Source organism: Aeromonas sp. QDB54 (genome assembly GCF_027707385.1).
GTDB classification, from domain to species: Bacteria; Pseudomonadota; Gammaproteobacteria; order Enterobacterales; family Aeromonadaceae; genus Aeromonas; species Aeromonas hydrophila.
In genome coordinates this window covers 20,473-35,846 of record NZ_JAPCIT010000027.1, presented here as the reverse complement: position 1 = coordinate 35,846, position 15,374 = coordinate 20,473, and the positions used below count along the sequence as shown (strand labels likewise).

General features: G+C 54.6%; 16 protein-coding genes and 1 pseudogene. 15 read left to right on the top strand and 2 right to left on the bottom strand.

Annotation, left to right across the window (positions count from 1 at the left end; genetic code table 11):
* Positions 1-39: 39 nt before the first annotated feature.
* Positions 40-1,023, top strand: a complete 984-nt coding sequence (locus PG881_RS20680) for an NAD-dependent epimerase/dehydratase family protein (protein WP_055396456.1) — start codon at positions 40-42, stop codon at positions 1,021-1,023.
* 228 nt (positions 1,024-1,251) lie between these two features.
* On the opposite strand, the gene PG881_RS20675 is transcribed toward PG881_RS20680, so the two are convergent.
* Both PG881_RS20675 and PG881_RS20670 read right to left on the bottom strand, forming a co-directional pair.
* Positions 1,252-1,827 carry a recombinase family protein gene (locus PG881_RS20675; protein ID WP_001173919.1) on the bottom strand — a complete coding sequence of 192 codons (576 nt, stop codon included), beginning with the start codon at positions 1,825-1,827 and terminating at the stop codon, positions 1,252-1,254.
* A 126-nt stretch (positions 1,828-1,953) separates the two neighbouring features.
* Positions 1,954-2,253: a type II toxin-antitoxin system YafQ family toxin gene (locus tag PG881_RS20670; RefSeq protein ID WP_196240184.1), complete on the bottom strand. Its 300-nt coding sequence runs from the start codon at positions 2,251-2,253 to the stop codon at positions 1,954-1,956.
* 315 nt (positions 2,254-2,568) lie between these two features.
* Between PG881_RS20670 and PG881_RS20660 the strand changes: the two genes are divergently transcribed.
* The 14 genes and pseudogenes from PG881_RS20660 to PG881_RS20600 all read left to right on the top strand — a co-directional run bounded on the left by PG881_RS20660 (position 2,569) and on the right by PG881_RS20600 (position 15,373).
* Positions 2,569-3,039 carry a Dps family protein gene (locus PG881_RS20660; protein WP_182920151.1) on the top strand — a complete coding sequence of 157 codons (471 nt, stop codon included), beginning with the start codon at positions 2,569-2,571 and terminating at the stop codon, positions 3,037-3,039.
* Between the two features lie 70 nt (positions 3,040-3,109).
* Positions 3,110-5,294 (top strand): annotated as a pseudogene (gene katG, locus PG881_RS20655) (catalase/peroxidase HPI).
* Between the two features lie 322 nt (positions 5,295-5,616).
* Complete coding sequence (locus PG881_RS20650) at positions 5,617-6,111, top strand: hypothetical protein (RefSeq protein ID WP_012477886.1); 495 nt, start codon at positions 5,617-5,619, stop codon at positions 6,109-6,111.
* A gap of 10 nt (positions 6,112-6,121) precedes the next feature.
* Positions 6,122-6,859: a cell wall hydrolase gene (locus PG881_RS20645; protein ID WP_011191334.1), complete on the top strand. Its 738-nt coding sequence runs from the start codon at positions 6,122-6,124 to the stop codon at positions 6,857-6,859.
* Entirely contained in the window at positions 6,856-8,832 is a 1,977-nt protein-coding gene (gene topA / locus PG881_RS20640; protein ID WP_270802584.1) for a type I DNA topoisomerase, read from the top strand. The genes PG881_RS20645 and topA overlap by 4 nt, the downstream gene beginning before the upstream one ends.
* A gap of 64 nt (positions 8,833-8,896) precedes the next feature.
* A complete protein-coding gene (locus PG881_RS20635; protein ID WP_270802582.1) occupies positions 8,897-9,253 on the top strand; it encodes a hypothetical protein in 357 nt (118 codons plus the stop codon).
* Complete coding sequence (locus PG881_RS20630) at positions 9,231-9,554, top strand: TrbC/VirB2 family protein (RefSeq protein ID WP_011191331.1); 324 nt, start codon at positions 9,231-9,233, stop codon at positions 9,552-9,554. Before PG881_RS20635 ends, PG881_RS20630 begins: the two co-directional genes overlap by 23 nt.
* Before the next feature lie 17 nt (positions 9,555-9,571).
* Positions 9,572-9,892 (top strand): type IV secretion system protein VirB3, encoded by a 321-nt coding sequence (locus PG881_RS24060; RefSeq protein ID WP_011191330.1) that lies wholly within the window; start codon positions 9,572-9,574, stop codon positions 9,890-9,892.
* A complete protein-coding gene (locus PG881_RS20625; RefSeq protein ID WP_011191329.1) occupies positions 9,889-12,336 on the top strand; it encodes a VirB4 family type IV secretion/conjugal transfer ATPase in 2,448 nt (815 codons plus the stop codon). Before PG881_RS24060 ends, PG881_RS20625 begins: the two co-directional genes overlap by 4 nt.
* Complete coding sequence (locus PG881_RS20620; protein WP_270802579.1) at positions 12,333-12,977, top strand: type IV secretion system protein; 645 nt, start codon at positions 12,333-12,335, stop codon at positions 12,975-12,977. Before PG881_RS20625 ends, PG881_RS20620 begins: the two co-directional genes overlap by 4 nt.
* A 34-nt stretch (positions 12,978-13,011) precedes the next feature.
* Complete coding sequence (locus tag PG881_RS20615; RefSeq protein WP_011191327.1) at positions 13,012-13,281, top strand: EexN family lipoprotein; 270 nt, start codon at positions 13,012-13,014, stop codon at positions 13,279-13,281.
* A gap of 11 nt (positions 13,282-13,292) precedes the next feature.
* Entirely contained in the window at positions 13,293-14,303 is a 1,011-nt protein-coding gene (locus PG881_RS20610) for a type IV secretion system protein (RefSeq protein ID WP_011191326.1), read from the top strand.
* Positions 14,304-14,417: 114 nt separating this feature from the next.
* Positions 14,418-14,624, top strand: coding sequence for a hypothetical protein (locus tag PG881_RS20605; protein ID WP_231070101.1), 207 nt, complete (start codon positions 14,418-14,420; stop codon positions 14,622-14,624).
* Positions 14,624-15,373, top strand: a complete 750-nt coding sequence (locus PG881_RS20600) for a virB8 family protein (protein WP_011191324.1) — start codon at positions 14,624-14,626, stop codon at positions 15,371-15,373. Before PG881_RS20605 ends, PG881_RS20600 begins: the two co-directional genes overlap by 1 nt.
* Position 15,374 lies beyond the last annotated feature (1 nt).

The window sequence follows — 15,374 nt, the reverse complement described above, 5'->3', positions numbered from 1 at the left end:
AGAAACTCCTTGCCATCGCAACACATCCGGGGGTAATGAATGGAAAGCAACACGGCCTTGGTTCTAGGAGCCACCGGCGGCATTGGTGGCGAAATGGCTCGGCAATTACGCGATGCTGGCTGGACAGTGCGTGCATTGCGCCGAAGCGGTGAGCAGCAAATTGAGCGGCGCGACGCCATGAACCGCGAGGACGTGCTGGCAGCAGCAGAAGGCTGTTCCGTCATAGTGCACGCAGTCAACCCACCCGGTTATCGTCGTTGGGGTGAGCTGGTACTGCCCATGCTGGACAACACCATCGCCGCCGCGCATGCTAACGGAGCTACTATCGTGCTGCCTGGCACAGTCTACAACTACGGTCCCAGCTCCTTTCCCACGTTACATGAGGATTCACCGCAGCAGCCCATCACCCGGAAGGGAAGCATACGTGTGGAGATGGAGCAGCGTCTGAAGCAGGCCAGCAGCCAGAACTGCAGAGTGCTCCTGGTGCGTGCGGGGGACTTCTTCGGACCCAAGCTGGGCAGTAGCTGGTTCTCGCAGGGCATGCTGAAGCCCGGTCAGCCGGTTAAGTCTATTAGTGTGCCCAACGCACCCGGCATGGGCCACCAGTGGTCTTACCTACCCGACGTAGCCCGCACTATGGTGGAGCTGTTGCAGCTGCGTAGCACGTTGGATCCCTTTGCCGCCTTCCACACGGCCGGTCATTGGGACGCAGACGGCACCCAGTTGGCGGAAGCGATCTGCCGCGTGGTAGTCAAGCGCGGAGGAGTCAAGCCCAAAGTGAGAGCCTTCCCCTGGTGGCTTACCGTGCTTGCTGCGCCCTTTGTACCGACCCTGCGAGAGCTATGTCAGATGCGCTATTTGTGGAGCACGCGGGTAAAGATGAGCAACGCCAAGCTGGTCTCGACGCTTGGGCATGAGCCGCATACGCCGCTGGATGAGGCGGTGGAGGCCGCCTTGGAAGGTATGGGGTGCTTGCAGACGACGCCTGTGCGCAAGTTAAGCACCGTCAACAGTGATGGCTAACGACATCTGTCGCAAATTTCACAGTGCTTGATTGACTGTGATCAACCTAGACCTGCCTTTCACAGCTACCTACCGGACGACAGCTTCTGGCCGGGAGCCGAAACCCAGAGTTGGGGCGTCAACCTGATCTATACCCTAACCTGATGTCAGGGCGGCCCGCCTTGAAACGTCAGTATAGAGTCCAGTGTGTTATTTATTGTCGTTTTCAGAAGGCGACTGCACGAAATATCAGGAGTCGGCTGCACTGCCAGAACTGGCCGCCTGCAAGGCAGCGTAGAGAGCGGTTTTTCCTACCTTGAGGCGTGCGGCGGCCTCGCGGACATTCAAGCCGTTGGCGACAAGCTCCCGCGCTCGTTGCAACTTGTCGGCAGTGACAACCGGCTTGCGTCCGCCTTTGCGCCCGCGTGCGGCGGCAGCGGTCAACCCGGCCTTGGTGCGCTCGCGGATCAGGTCGCGCTCGAACTGGCCCAGCGCACCGAACACATGGAAGATGAGCCGTCCGCCCGGCGTGGTGGTGTCGATGTTTTCAGTCAACGAGCGGAAGCCGACGCCCCGTGCTTCCAGCTTGCCGACCGTCTCAATCAGGTGCGGCAGGGAGCGGCCAAGCCGATCCAGCCGCCAGACGACCAGCACATCGCCATCGCGCAGATAAGCCAGCGCATCGGCCAAGCCGGGCCGGTCTGCCTTGGCCCCGGATGCCGTGTCCTCGAAAACCCGTTCGCAGCCTGCATTGCGCAGCGCATCCGTCTGCAAGGCGGTGTCCTGTTCCGCCGTCGATACCCGCGCATAGCCGATGAGTGCCATTTCCGCCCATTTGTCCGTTATACCGTCCGCCTATCTTATTGTCCGTCATCCCGTTGCGCAAGATGTTTTCGGACAGGCGTCCGGTTTGGCCGCCTAATGATCGTTTGGCGGACAAGGCGACTGGCATCAGCCGAACAGCTCGCTATGGGAGCCAAGCCGCGCCAGTCGCAGGGTGTCGGCGTCGGACTTGCGGTAGATCAGCAGCAGGTCGGGCTTGATGTGGCATTCGCGGTAGCCCGCCCAATCGCCGGAAAGATCGTGGTCGCGGTATCGCACATCCAGGGGCTGATCGGTCGCCAGCGCGACCAGAACCGGCTTGAGGTCATCATTCGTGCAGCGGACTCCTGATACTGTTCGTTCAATAGACGACTGCACAACAGCCTTCAAACCGCGTTGTCTGGTGCAGTCGTCTTCTGAAAATGACATAATCGCTGAACGCACCGTGGCAGGGCTAGCTTCGGCACGGGCACGCGGTCGAAAGGGGGGCCGGCCGTTCAAGATGACACCCGCAAAGTTGCGCTTGGCAATGGCGGCGATGGGACAGCCAGAAACCAAGGTTGGCGATTTGTGTGTCGAACTCGGTATTACGCGTCAGACCTTGTATCGATGTATTTCACCAAAAGGTGAGCTACGTCCCGATGGAATCAAGCTGCTCAATCAGGGTTGATGACCGCGTTAGCATGCCAATTCAATTTACCTCAACGAAAGGAAAGCACCGTGAAAGAAAAGAAAGTCAAATCAATGCCCATGAACACTGGAATTTCAGAGGCTGACCGCAAGAAAATTTCAGATGGATTGTCTGCGCTGCTGGCTGACAGTTACACGCTGTACTTGATGACGCACAACTTCCATTGGAATGTGACTGGGCCGCAGTTCAACAGCCTACACATGATGTTTATGGATCAGTACACCGAACAATGGAATGCGTTGGACGTCATTGCTGAGCGTATCCGTGCCTTGGGTTTCCCAGCTCCGGGCACCTACAAGGAGTTCGTCAAGCTCGCCTCAATCCAGGAGGTCGAGGGTGTGCCCAAAGCCAACGAGATGATCGCCCATCTGGTCGCCGCGCAAGAAGCGACCGCCAGAACCGCCCGCAAGCTTTTCCCCGTGGTCGATGAAGCCAACGACCAACCTACGGCGGATGTGCTGACGCAGCGAATCGATGTCCATGAAAAAACGGCGTGGATGCTGCGCAGCTTGCTTGAAGACTGAAGCAAATCGCCAGTCAGCCTAGATTGGGCGGCCAACCATTTCTAATCACAACGCAACAAAGGAGTGAGACATGGAAAACAAAGACGCAAATTCTTCTGGAAAATGTCCGGTTATGCACGGGGGGGGCTACCTCTGCAAATATGCAGATCATGGAATGGTGGCCCAAAGCACTGAATCTGGACATCTTGCATCAGCAAGATACTAAGACTAATCCGCTGGGTACCGGCTTCAACTATCGAGAAGAACTCAAGAAACTCGATGTTCAAGCGCTCAAAAATGACCTCAGGGCGCTGATGACCGACAGCCAGTCGTGGTGGCCAGCCGACTGGGGGCACTACGGCGGCCTGATGATCCGCATGGCCTGGCATTCGGCCGGTACCTACCGTATTGCCGATGGGCGCGGCGGTGGCGGTACTGGCAACCAGCGCTTCGCGCCGCTCAACTCTTGGCCCGATAACGTCAACCTCGATAAAGCACGCCGCCTGCTCTGGCCGATCAAGAAAAAATATGGCAACAAGATCAGTTGGGCCGACCTGATTATTCTCGCCGGTACGATGGCTTACGAATCAATGGGGCTGAAGACCTTCGGTTTCGCCTTTGGCCGTGAAGACATCTGGCACCCCGAGAAGGACACCTATTGGGGCTCGGAGAAGGAATGGCTTGCTCCCAGCGGCAGCGCAGGTAGCCGTTATTCAGGCGAACGCGATCTGGAAAACCCTCTGGCGGCCGTGATGATGGGTCTGATCTACGTGAATCCGGAAGGCGTTGACGGCAAACCTGATCCGCTCAAGACAGCCCATGATGTGCGCATCACCTTCGCCCGCATGGCGATGAACGACGAAGAAACCGTAGCCCTGACAGGTGGCGGTCACACCGTTGGCAAGACGCACGGCAACGGCAATCCGGCTAACCTTGGCCCAGCTCCAGAAGGCGCCGAACTGGAAGAACAAGGGCTCGGCTGGCAGAACCACACCACACGCGGCATTGGCCGCAATACCGTCACGAGCGGCATCGAAGGCGCTTGGACGACCCACCCGATGAAATGGAATACCGGCAAGGGCGGCTACTTTGACCTGCTGCTGCGCTACGACTGGGAACTCAGGAAGAGCCCGGCGGGTGCTCACCAGTGGGAGCCGGTCAGCATTGCGGAAGAGGATAAGCCGGTCGACGTGGAAGATCCGTCGATCCGCCACAACCCGATCATGACCGACGCCGACATGGCGATGAAGATGGATCCGGAGTATCGCAAGATCGCCGAGCGTTTCCGCGACGATCCGGCCTATTTTGAGCAAGTCTTCGCCCGCGCCTGGTTCAAGCTGACACATCGCGACATGGGGCCGAAAGCCCGCTACATCGGCCCGGACGTACCGGCCGAAGACCTCATCTGGCAAGACCCGGTACCGGCCGGCCGCAAGGACTACGACGTCGCCGCCGTCAAGGCGAAAATCGTCGCTGCTGGTCTCCCGATCAGCGAAATGGTATCGACGGCCTGGGATAGCGCGCGCACCTTCCGCGGTTCAGATAAACGCGGCGGCGCCAACGGAGCGCGTATCCGTCTCGCCCCGCAGAAGGACTGGGAGGGCAACGAACCGGCCCGGCTGGCCACGGTGCTCGCGGCCTATGAAAAGATCGCCGCCGACACCGGCGCCAGCATTGCCGACGTGATCGTGCTCGCCGGCAACGTCGGCGTCGAACAAGCAGCCAAAGCGGCAGGTGTTGAGGTTGCGGTGCCGTTCGCACCGGGACGCGGAGATGCCACGTCAGAGCAGACCGACGTTGAATCCTTCGAGGTGCTTGAGCCTTTGGCGGATGGCTTCCGCAACTGGCTGAAGAAGGACTACGTCGTCAGCGCCGAGGAACTGATGCTCGACCGTGCCCAACTGATGCGGCTCACCGCCTGCGAAATGACCGCGCTGGTCGGCGGCATGCGCGTGCTGGGCACCAATTACGGCGGAACCAAGCTCGGCGTCTTCACCGACCGCGTCGGCGCGCTGACGAATGATTTCTTCGTCAATCTGACCGACATGGCCTATAGCTGGAAACCGACCGGCCGCAACAGCTACGCCATTGTTGACCGCAAGACGGGGGCAACCAAATGGACGGCGACCCGCGTTGATCTTGTCTTTGGCTCGAACTCGGTGCTACGCGCCTACGCTGAGGTGTATGCGCAGGATGACAACAAGGCCAAGTTCGTGCAGGACTTCGTCGCCGCCTGGACGAAGGTGATGAACGCCGATCGCTTCGATCTGCGCTAATCTGGGCATAGAAACCTGCTAAGCTATTCTCGAATTGGCCGAAAAGCAATGGCTTTTCGGCCTTTCTTTTACGGCTGAGGCATTTGAAGCACCTTAGCGTGCTTTATTTTCCGTTTTCTGAATCGACCCCTTTTTCATCTGCCGTACTCCTTAGCTTGTCGCTTTCATGGTACTGCCACACCTATATAATAGGCCATTTTGGCCTATTGGTGTATTTTTTTTCGTATGTACGAAGTTCATTTGTGGCTGTCCATATCATCAAAATGGTGTATATTGATAATCGAAGTATATCACTTCAACAATACAAAGGAGCATAAAGACGATGAAGAATGCAGCAAAGGCCGTGGTTCTGATGGCTTTGTTTGGCGTCACAACCTCGATGTTCTCCCCCTCTGTGCAAGCTGCATCTGAGGATGAATGCGCGATCTGGTTGTGCCTACCTGGTGGGTTCCCCTCCGGTTGTGGTGGGGCTAAAAGCGCAATGCTGAAGCGCGTTAAAAAAGGGAAAAGCCCTCTCCCCGACTTCGTTTCGTGCGCGGTGAAAGGAGACAGCGGCGGCAGCTCGATGACATACGACTATAACTATGCGGCGGCTATCCAGGAGCAGCGCGTTTGCAAGCGAACCGAACGGCGCGGGCGTGACAATTATCAATGTGTGGAGTGGGAAACCGTACCGGCCCACTATAAGAAAGGGGAGGTTTGCAGGATCAACAACCGAACCGGCACCCACACCCCACGAGGTTGCACCTCAACATATCGCTATGTTGATGTGTTCATTGATGGTGCCCTGGCGGGCGATACCTATTTCTGGCGCTGAGGTCTAGGCTATGGAGCTGTTTACTATCCTGGCCACTTGCTCGGCCCTGACGTTCGGCACGGGTAGCCCTGTCGAACAAGCATACCCATACACAAAAGAGGAGTGCCAACAGGCGGCCTCTGAATATAAAGGGATGCTGACAAAAGTTAAGCTGAATGAAGTAGATCGGGACGCCATAACAAGGGTTGCTTTTGCCGAGGCGGCCAATCAAGGTGATGCCGGAATTGCGGGCGTTGTATATACCATAATTAACCGCTTCGTCAGTGGCAATTTTGGCGCGTCTATTTCTGACGTAGTAAACGCTCCCCGTCAGTTTGAACCAGTTTCCAAAGTTGGCGGCAATTGGAAGAAACTTCCCGAAGTTAATACCGCTCAACGTTCAAAAGTTGACACCATTATTAACCTTGCCCTGGATGGTCATTTACCAGACCTGACTAATGGGGCTCTTTTCTTCCAAAACCCTAAAATTGTTGCGGATAGGGAAAAGAAGGGAACCGTCTCAAAAGGTCTTACTAATTTCGGCGGCTCTGAGCCATCGGCTGTTATCAATGACCATGCCTTTTTTGCCGCTGTTAGTAATGCAGCGCCGGTAACTGTTCAAGTAAATAAAGCGGCTGACATTCCAGAGCCTAAAAAATGGGATGTATTCGGCAATTCCAGAAAGTCGATGAATGATAATAATGCCGCTTGGGATGTATTCGGCGGAAAGAGCACGGGAAATAAATCTGTTTTCGAGGGTGAACAATGAAATTAATAATTGTGGAGAGCCCCGGCAAAGTTAAAAAAATATCTGAGATCCTGGGGGCAGGATGGCGAGTTGCGGCCAGCGTTGGCCACGTTCGTGATCTGCCTGAGCGGGAAATGGGAGTTGAAGCGCCGGACTTCAAACCCAAGTACGTGAAGACTGAACGGGGCAAAGAGGTATTGGCCAAGCTGGCGGGGCTGGCGTCCGGTGCTGAGTCTGTATTTCTTGCAACGGACTTGGATCGAGAAGGGGAGGCAATAGCCTGGCATCTTCAGGCAGCCTTGCGCCTCAACAATGCCCAGCGCGTGACGTTCGCAGAAATCACGCCGAAAGCCATCAAGGCGGCCATCATGGCCCCCCGTTCTGTGAATATCCCAATGGTGGCGGCTCAAGAAGGGCGGCGCGTACTGGATCGCCTGGTTGGCTACATGGTATCGCCCAAGCTGTCTGACATGAGCGGGCGGCCTGGGCTGTCTGCCGGTCGTGTCCAGAGCCCTGCGGTGCGGATCATTGTTGAACGAGAAAAGGCCATCAAGAACTTCAAGCCAACGGCTCACTTTGGCGTTGAACTGCTTTTCAGTGGTGACTGGTTAGCCGAATGGGATTTAAAGCCGTGGCTTCCTGATGGCACTGAATACATTCTCGATGGCCAACTGGCCCAACGGATCGCCGGTATTCGCTCCCTTCAGGTGATCGGCTACGAAGAAAAGGAGGCAACGAAAGCGCCCCCGCCCCCGTTCATCACTTCCACATTGCAACAGGCGGCATCTGTAAAGCTGAAGATGAAGCCAAAGGCCACGATGGCAGCGGCTCAAAAGCTCTATGAGCAGGGCCATATAACGTACATGAGGACGGATAGCCCCAACCTCTCGGATGACGCCCTGATCGAGATTTACCAGCTCTGCAAAGCCAAAGGGTTGCCGATGGTAGACAGACCCCGCACCTGGAAAGCCAAAGGCGACGCACAGGAGGCCCATGAAGCAATTCGGCCCTCTCACTTTGACCTAGAAGAAGCAGGCGAGACGCCAGAAGAAAAGGCGCTCTATCGGCTTATCTGGGGCCGAGCCGTTGCGTGTCAGCTTGCGGCGGCTCGATATGCCGTGAGATCTGTCCGTCTGCGGGCAACTGAGCCCCTTGATGGTCGCCCGGTAGAGTTCACCGCCGAAGGTCGCACCATGACGTTTAGCGGCTGGACAGGGCTGTTTAGTGACGATACCGAAGACGAAGACGACAAGGACACCAAGGCCAATAACCCGATCCCCGTTCTTGCACCTGGTCAGCGTCTGAGTGCCGAAAATGGCCGGGTTCTCAACAAGAAGACCCGCGCCCCTTCCCGCTTTACTGAAGCGTCCTTGATTGCCGAACTGGAACGACTCGGCATCGGTCGGCCCAGCACCTATGCGGCCATCATGGATAACATCATGCACCGTCAGTACGTGGAGGCAGATAAAAGCGGCAAATACCTGGTGCCAACGGAAACGGGGAACCTGGTTATTGAAGCCCTGGTGTCTGGCCGGTTCTCATTTGTGGAATATGACTTTACCCGCGAAATGGAAGGCCGCTTAGACCTGATCGCTCAAGGGCGGCTTTCATATCGTGATGTAGTCAGCGCCGTACATGGCCAGTTAGAACGGGAGTTATCCGGGTTGAAGATCACCGCCGCCCCGTTGCACCCGTGCCCGGATTGCGGAAAAGCCCTACGCAGAATGAAAGGTAAAGATGGTTTCTTTTGGGGATGCACTGGATACCCTGACTGTTCTATCACGCTCCCGGATGCAGCAGGCAAGCCAGGCAAACCCAAGCCCAAGCCTCAAGCGTCTGAGTTTGCCTGTCCAAAATGCGGCAAGCCCCTGATCCGAAGAAAGAAAGCGGCAACAGGCGGCAAGAAGGCTTTCGACTTCTTCGGCTGTAGTGGCTTCCCTACCTGCAACGAGAAATTCGACGTTGTGGGAGGAAAGCCAAAATTCACTAAATGACACATCAAAGTGTGGCGTTTTGATTATCAAAATGATATGCTTTGATTGTGTCGGATGGTGATGAATGAACAAAAAAGACTTTTGTCGTAAACCTCGTAAAATGTGCCCACCTGCCACACCAGATGAGCATATTGAAATGGGAAACGAGACTATTAACGAGCTTGAACTTATCGACAACTTGGCCAGCGGAGCGGTGAAGCGGTTGAAACTCGTTCAAGGTGAAGATTTGAAATTTTGTATATACATCCAACTGAGCTGGAAAGGAGGTGATCTCTTACTGGAAACCCAACGGAAAAAACCCCGTGTTTGGTCAAGTCTGGACAGACTCGCAAAACACATAAACAGCAAATATGGATCTGTTCCTGTTGTAGAACTTTATCTTTGGAGTAAAGAATCAAATGGAAAAAATCGGCGTTGTTGACAATAAAAAAGAAGTATCCAAGGCCCGCCAGGCTATCGCTACCCTGTGGCTGTTCCTGGGGATCATGTTCATCCCGTCCGTCGCCTTTGCGAACCCCATCGCTGATGGTGTCGATTGGCTGCTGGATCTGCTGACCAACGGCATTGCCCGTTCCGTCGCCATCATTGCAATCGTTGTCCTGGGTTATATGGCCTGGGCTGGCCGCCTGACCGGTGAGGCCGCCGTTAAATTCATCGGTGGTATCGTCCTGGTGTTCGGTGGTGCGGCCATCGTTGACCTCATTATTGCGGCTGTGTCCTAACAGAGCTGAGGTGAACAATGGCAACAGCAACAGATCCGCTGTTCGTTGGAGCCACACGCCCATCACTCGTGATGGGCGTTACCTACGAAGCGATCATTATCTGCGTTTCAATTGTCGGTATGCTGTTCCTCGCTACCAATAACCCTTTCTTATTGTTGTTTTATATCCCAATGCACGGGGCTTGTTATTTAATTTGCCTCAAAGACCCTCGTTTTTTCAGGTTCTTGCTGTTGTGGCTTGGGACTAAAGCAAAATCAATATCATGGCGTTATTGGGGCGCGGCCACCGCAAGCCCTCGGGTTAGCACTCGCAAGCAATCACGGAGAATGCCGGGATGAAGGAAAATACTCTACGGGATAATAACTGGCATCGTGAAAATGATGTTTCAGAATTCATTCCCTATGCTGTGCAGCTTAACGAGAATACCGTTAAGAACCACAGCGGCGATTATCTCCATGTGATTAAACTTGATGGTCGAGCGCATGAAAGCGCCGACCCGTCAGACGTTATTACATGGAAAGAGCAATTGAATATTGCCCTTAAAAATATTGCGTCGCCAAATCTCGCCATATGGACGAACACAATCCGCCGTGAGGAAAATACTTTCCCTGGTGGTGACTTTGAGCCTGGCTTTGCGGCGAGTTTTAACGAGAAGTACAAAGCGCACCTGGGCAAAAATAACATGATGGTCAATGAACTTTATTTGACTATTCTTCTGCGCCCTGGTGTGAACAAAGCCGATGGTTATTTCCAGAAGTTTGAGAAAAACGAGCAGGCTATCAGACGCCAGCAACAAGAGGCCATCGAGAAACTGACTGAAGTTTCAAACCTGGTATGCAGTAGCCTTTCATCCTATGGCCCTAAGCTGCTGGGGACATATGAGCGGCGCGGGATTCTTCATTCTGAGGTGCTGGAATTCCTCTCTTTCTTGGTAAATGGCGAGTGGTATCCCAGGGCTTTGCCCCGCCAAGACCTTGCCCAAACATTGGCATTTAATCGCCCATTCTTCGGCTCTGATGCGTTCGAGCTGCGGGGTGTAGTGGATTCCAAAGTTGGCGCAATACTTGGCATTGGCGAATATCCAGAAGGCACCGAAGCGGGGCTGTTGAATGCCCTGTTGTCTGCTCCGTTCCCCCTGGTACTGACGCAATCTTTCAATTTCCTGTCAAAGCCGATAGGGATTGAGCTGTTGCGCCGTCAGCAACGCCGTATGCGCAACGCTGGCGACCTGGCCACCTCACAGATTGACGAGATCGATGATGCCCTGGACGACCTGACAGCAGGCCGCTTTGTATTTGGCGAGCATCACCTTTGCCTGACCGTGTTCGGGACTGACGGGGCCGACCTGAAAAAGAACTTGTCAGACGCACGGGCCGAGCTGGCTAACTGCTCGATGGTTGTCAGCCGTGAGGATTGGGCTGTTGCTGCGGCGTTCTGGTCTATGCTGCCCGGTAACTTTAAGTTTCGCCCGCGCCCTGCCCCGCTGAGTTCCAAGAACTTTGCCGGGTTCTCTAGCTTCCATAACTATCCGACCGGTCGCCGGTTGGGCAACCAATGGGGGCCAGCCGTGACGATGTTCAAGACCACTTCCGGCGCTCCGTTCTATTTCAACTTCCATGAGCCCCTGGATGTAAACAAGGCGAAGAAACAAGCCCAGCTCGAAGCAGAGTTAGGCGCTAACAAAATGGCCGAATCCAAGGAAGAACAAAAGGCGCTGGGGAATACCCTGATTATCGGCCCGTCTGGTTCCGGTAAAACTGTTGTCCAAGGTGTCTTGCTGGCCCAAAGCAAGAAGTTCAACCCGACCCAAATCATCTTTGATAAAGATCGCGGTTTAGAAATTTACGTCCGGGCCGAGGGTGGTGTTTATCTCCCGCTGAAGAAAGGCGTTCGCACCGGCTGCAATCCGTTCCAGCTAGAACCTACCGAAAGCAACCTGCTTTTCCTCGAAAGCCTGGTGAAGAAATGCGCCGGGGGGAAATTCACGGTTAATGATGAACAAGAGGTTTCCCGTGCTGTTCGTGGCGTTATGCGTTTGCCTAAAGCGCATCGCCGCATTAGCTCATGCCTGGAATTCCTCGACCCGGTGAACCGGGAAGGTGTTCACGCCAGATTAGGGAAATGGTGCGGCTCTGGCTCCCTGGCTTGGGTATTCGATTGCGCTGAAGATCAGATTATCTTTGATGGTAATTCGATGTTCGGCTTTGACGTTACCGAATTCCTGGATGATCCCGAAGTACGTACCCCGCTGGTTATGTACCTGTTCCATCGCATCGAGCAACTGATTGATGGGCGACGGGTTCAAATCTTCATGGATGAATTTTGGAAATTGCTTCTGGATGAATTCTTTGAAGACTTGGCCCAAAACAAACTGAAGGTTATTCGTAAACAAAACGGCATCCTGACGTTTGGCACACAGTCAGCAAAAGACGTTCTGAATTCCCCCATTGCTCACAGCATCATAGAGCAGTGCGCCACCATGATTTTCATGCCTAACCCCAAGGCTGCGCATAAAGACTATGTGGACGGGCTCAAGCTGACCGAGCGGGAATTTCAGCTTATCAAAGAAGAAATGCAACCCGGCTCCCGCCGTTTCCTTATTAAACAAGGGCATAATTCTGTTGTCGCGGAATTGGACTTGAAGGGGTTCAGTGATGAACTGGCCGTTATTTCAGGTACTACCGATAACGTGGAGCTGATGGAGCGCGTTATTGCCGAATATGGTAACGACCCGAAAGAGTGGTTGCCGGTTTTCCACCAAAAAAGGAAGTATGGCCAATGAAAATGAAGACGTTAGCCCTTAGCCTGGCCCTCACTATGGGGGCTATTTCCCCGGCGTTTGCTGGTATCCCGGTGACTGTTGTTGCCGACCCTCAAGCGTTGGCAAACCATATCACCGAACTGGCCAAGATGGTCGAGCAGATCCGCCAGCTTGAAAATCAGTTGACGCAGATGGAGCGTGAATATACGTCAATGACCGGCTCCCGTGGGCTGGGTAGCTTGATCAACTCGGCCTATGACAAGGATGTGCTGAAGGATCTCGACCTGAAGGGGCTTATGAGCCAAAACGGCCTGAAGTCGTCCAACGATTACAACCTGGGGCAAGGCGTGGGCGAAGTATTCGACCTGTCGAACAAGAACGCCGCCCAATACTCCGGGCAGGCAACCAAGAGCCTTTCCCAAGCCCAGGAACGCTTTGGCGAGCTGAAAGGGCTGGTCAGCAAGGTGAACAATTCGAGCGACCCGAAAGAAGTAATGGATCTGCAAGCCCGGATTGGTGCCGAGCAAAGTTTCCTGCAAAACGAAGTGGCCAAGCTGCAAATCTTGGAGCAGCAGGCCCAGGCCAATGAGCAAATCCGAAGCCAGCGCGTGAAACAAATGGCTGTTGAGTCGTCCGGCTCACTGCGTCAAGTAGCCTGGTAATCGGCACAACATCCAAGAGAGAACGGGAGAGAAAATGAACAAGATGACCGCGATTTCGTACGTACGAAATTTTGCCCTGGTAAGCCTGGCCAGCCTCGCGCTGGCCGGGTGCTTTGAACAAAAGCCGCTCGAAGAAACCAAGTCGGTTGAATTCTATTCGCAGAATTCCGCCGACCGGGCGGCAATGGTCAAGCGGTGCGCCGACAACCCCGGCGAGCTGAAAGAAACCCCCAATTGCGTCAATGCAATGCAGGCTGAGAAGGCCGCAACAAGCGGCTCTCTGAAGAAGCTGAATAACTGGTAAGGAGTCGGGCCATGTCAACAAACCTGTTTGAGCGCATTTTTGCGAATGTTGACGACGCCCTGAATACCTACGTTGTGGATACGGTCGGGAATGTCGTTGGTTTTGCCTCCCCTCTGTTCACCTCGATGATGATCGTCTTTGTGGCCATGTGGGGCTATCTGATGATGTTCGGCAGGGTGCAAGAGCCGTTACAAGACGGGGTTTTCAGGATCATTCGTATAGGTGGCATCATGGCCCTTGGCCTGACGGTTGGCACTTATATGGGTGTTGTCGTGACGTTCCTTCAGCAAGGGCCAGAGCATATTTCGGCTGTCGTATCCGGTGCCGGTGGCACCAGTGCCGACACGCTGGATGCCCTTTTTAGCCAGGTGTTTGCCGTGTCAAAGGCAGCCTGGGAAAAAGGCGGGGTTCTGGATGGTAACTTTGGCCTGTACCTGATTGCCTTGATTGTCCTGGTAATTGGTAGCGGCCTGACGTTGTTTGTTGCCTTCCTGATCTTGCTGGCCAAGTTGATGACTACGGTTCTCCTGGGAATTGGGCCGCTGTTCATCATTTGCCTGCTGTTCAAAGTAACCCAGCGTTTCTTTGAAAGCTGGATCGCTATGGTGTCTAACTTTGGCTTGCTTCTGGTGCTTGCCTCGTCGGTCGGTACGCTAATGACTAGCTTGGCGCAAACCTACATAGACAAGCTGGCCCCCAACGAAGCAGCCGCCGCCGATGCCGCAAACCTCGGGGATGCTGCCATGCTCTGCCTTGTGTTCGCCCTGTGTATCCTGGTGGTTCGTCAGGTTCCATCAGTTGCGGCAGCCCTGGGCGGTGGTATTGCCCTGGCTACGCAAGGCGCGTTTGGTTCAGCTATGAATGCCCTCCGCCCTTCCTCCATGCAACGCGCCTCCCGTCAGGTTCAACGGGAGTACCGCGCCACTAAGCAAGCTGTTACAGCCCCCGTAAGAGCTGGCCAACGAGTAGCATCTGCATATCAAAAACGGTTCGGTAGTGGTAACTCCGTGGCAAGCATGTAACCCAAAAAACTAATAATGCGGGATGAAAAATCCCGCATCAATCTTTTGCGCTTTGACTATCAAAATGGTATATTTTGATTCTCAAGGCGCATAACTTTGATGAGGCATAGGATAATGAAGAAAACCCTTTTGATGATTGCTTTGGCTCTGTCTGCCACTGGCTGCACCCTTTCCCCGCCTCCACCTCCGCAATGTATGGATGATGGGCGCGGGATGGTTCCGCTTAACCCGGAAATGCTGACCCAGGAGCAGATCAAGGCCGTGAAGGCCAAATACCAGGAAACAACCTGGAAGGACGAACGTACTAAGGGAGCACGGTAATGACGGCTAAAGGTGACAATAAAAAGCCTGGCAAGGGTAAAACCATCGACCAGCAATATTTTGAGGAAGCGCGGGGCTGGGATAGCGATGCTATCGCCAAAACCAAGCAATCAGAGCGGCGGGCCTGGCGAGTTGCTGGCGTGGCCGTGACAGTGGCCATCCTGGAAGCTATCGGGATCTCGTCTGTCCTCCCCCTCAAAACCGTTGAGCCGTTTGTTATTCGGGTTGATAACAATACCGGCCTGACTGACGTTGTAAGCACCCTGAAGGAGAAGGACGAAGGCGTAAAAGCCACAGCTCAAGAGGCGCTGAATAAATACTGGCTGGCGCAATATATCCGGCACCGTGAGGGCTATTTGTGGGATACCCGTGACTATGATCGGGAAATGGTCGGCTTGCTCTCCGCACCGACGATACAACAGCAATATGCCGAATACACCGACCCCCGCAAAAACCCACAAGCGCCGATTGTGGTATATGGCCAAAACTCCGAAGTAGAAACCAAGGTTAAAGCCATTTCCATGCTGAACACAGGGGAGGAGCTGGAAGGCGAAACCCGTTATACCGCCCTGGTTCGCTATACCAAGCAGGTGCGCCGTGCCGGTGAGTTCTCACCGATCACCCACTGGGCCGCGACGATCACGTTTGCTTATCGCAATGAGCCTATGAGGCTCGACGACCGCACCAAAAACCCGCTTGGCTTCCAAGTGATTTCCTATCGCAATGACCAAGAAGCCGGGGGACTCTAAT

What these genes read in the sequence shown, in the direction of transcription:
- PG881_RS20680 (WP_055396456.1), top strand. Translation starts at nt 40, where the DNA reads ATGGAAAGCAACACGGCCTTGGTTCTAGGAGCCACCGGCGGCATTGGT.
- PG881_RS20675 (WP_001173919.1), bottom strand. Translation starts at nt 1,827, where the DNA reads ATGGCACTCATCGGCTATGCGCGGGTATCGACGGCGGAACAGGACACC.
- PG881_RS20670 (WP_196240184.1), bottom strand. Translation starts at nt 2,253, where the DNA reads ATGTCATTTTCAGAAGACGACTGCACCAGACAACGCGGTTTGAAGGCT.
- PG881_RS20660 (WP_182920151.1), top strand. Translation starts at nt 2,569, where the DNA reads ATGCCCATGAACACTGGAATTTCAGAGGCTGACCGCAAGAAAATTTCA.
- PG881_RS20650 (WP_012477886.1), top strand. Translation starts at nt 5,617, where the DNA reads ATGAAGAATGCAGCAAAGGCCGTGGTTCTGATGGCTTTGTTTGGCGTC.
- PG881_RS20645 (WP_011191334.1), top strand. Translation starts at nt 6,122, where the DNA reads ATGGAGCTGTTTACTATCCTGGCCACTTGCTCGGCCCTGACGTTCGGC.
- topA (WP_270802584.1), top strand. Translation starts at nt 6,856, where the DNA reads ATGAAATTAATAATTGTGGAGAGCCCCGGCAAAGTTAAAAAAATATCT.
- PG881_RS20635 (WP_270802582.1), top strand. Translation starts at nt 8,897, where the DNA reads ATGAACAAAAAAGACTTTTGTCGTAAACCTCGTAAAATGTGCCCACCT.
- PG881_RS20630 (WP_011191331.1), top strand. Translation starts at nt 9,231, where the DNA reads ATGGAAAAAATCGGCGTTGTTGACAATAAAAAAGAAGTATCCAAGGCC.
- PG881_RS24060 (WP_011191330.1), top strand. Translation starts at nt 9,572, where the DNA reads ATGGCAACAGCAACAGATCCGCTGTTCGTTGGAGCCACACGCCCATCA.
- PG881_RS20625 (WP_011191329.1), top strand. Translation starts at nt 9,889, where the DNA reads ATGAAGGAAAATACTCTACGGGATAATAACTGGCATCGTGAAAATGAT.
- PG881_RS20620 (WP_270802579.1), top strand. Translation starts at nt 12,333, where the DNA reads ATGAAAATGAAGACGTTAGCCCTTAGCCTGGCCCTCACTATGGGGGCT.
- PG881_RS20615 (WP_011191327.1), top strand. Translation starts at nt 13,012, where the DNA reads ATGAACAAGATGACCGCGATTTCGTACGTACGAAATTTTGCCCTGGTA.
- PG881_RS20610 (WP_011191326.1), top strand. Translation starts at nt 13,293, where the DNA reads ATGTCAACAAACCTGTTTGAGCGCATTTTTGCGAATGTTGACGACGCC.
- PG881_RS20605 (WP_231070101.1), top strand. Translation starts at nt 14,418, where the DNA reads ATGAAGAAAACCCTTTTGATGATTGCTTTGGCTCTGTCTGCCACTGGC.
- PG881_RS20600 (WP_011191324.1), top strand. Translation starts at nt 14,624, where the DNA reads ATGACGGCTAAAGGTGACAATAAAAAGCCTGGCAAGGGTAAAACCATC.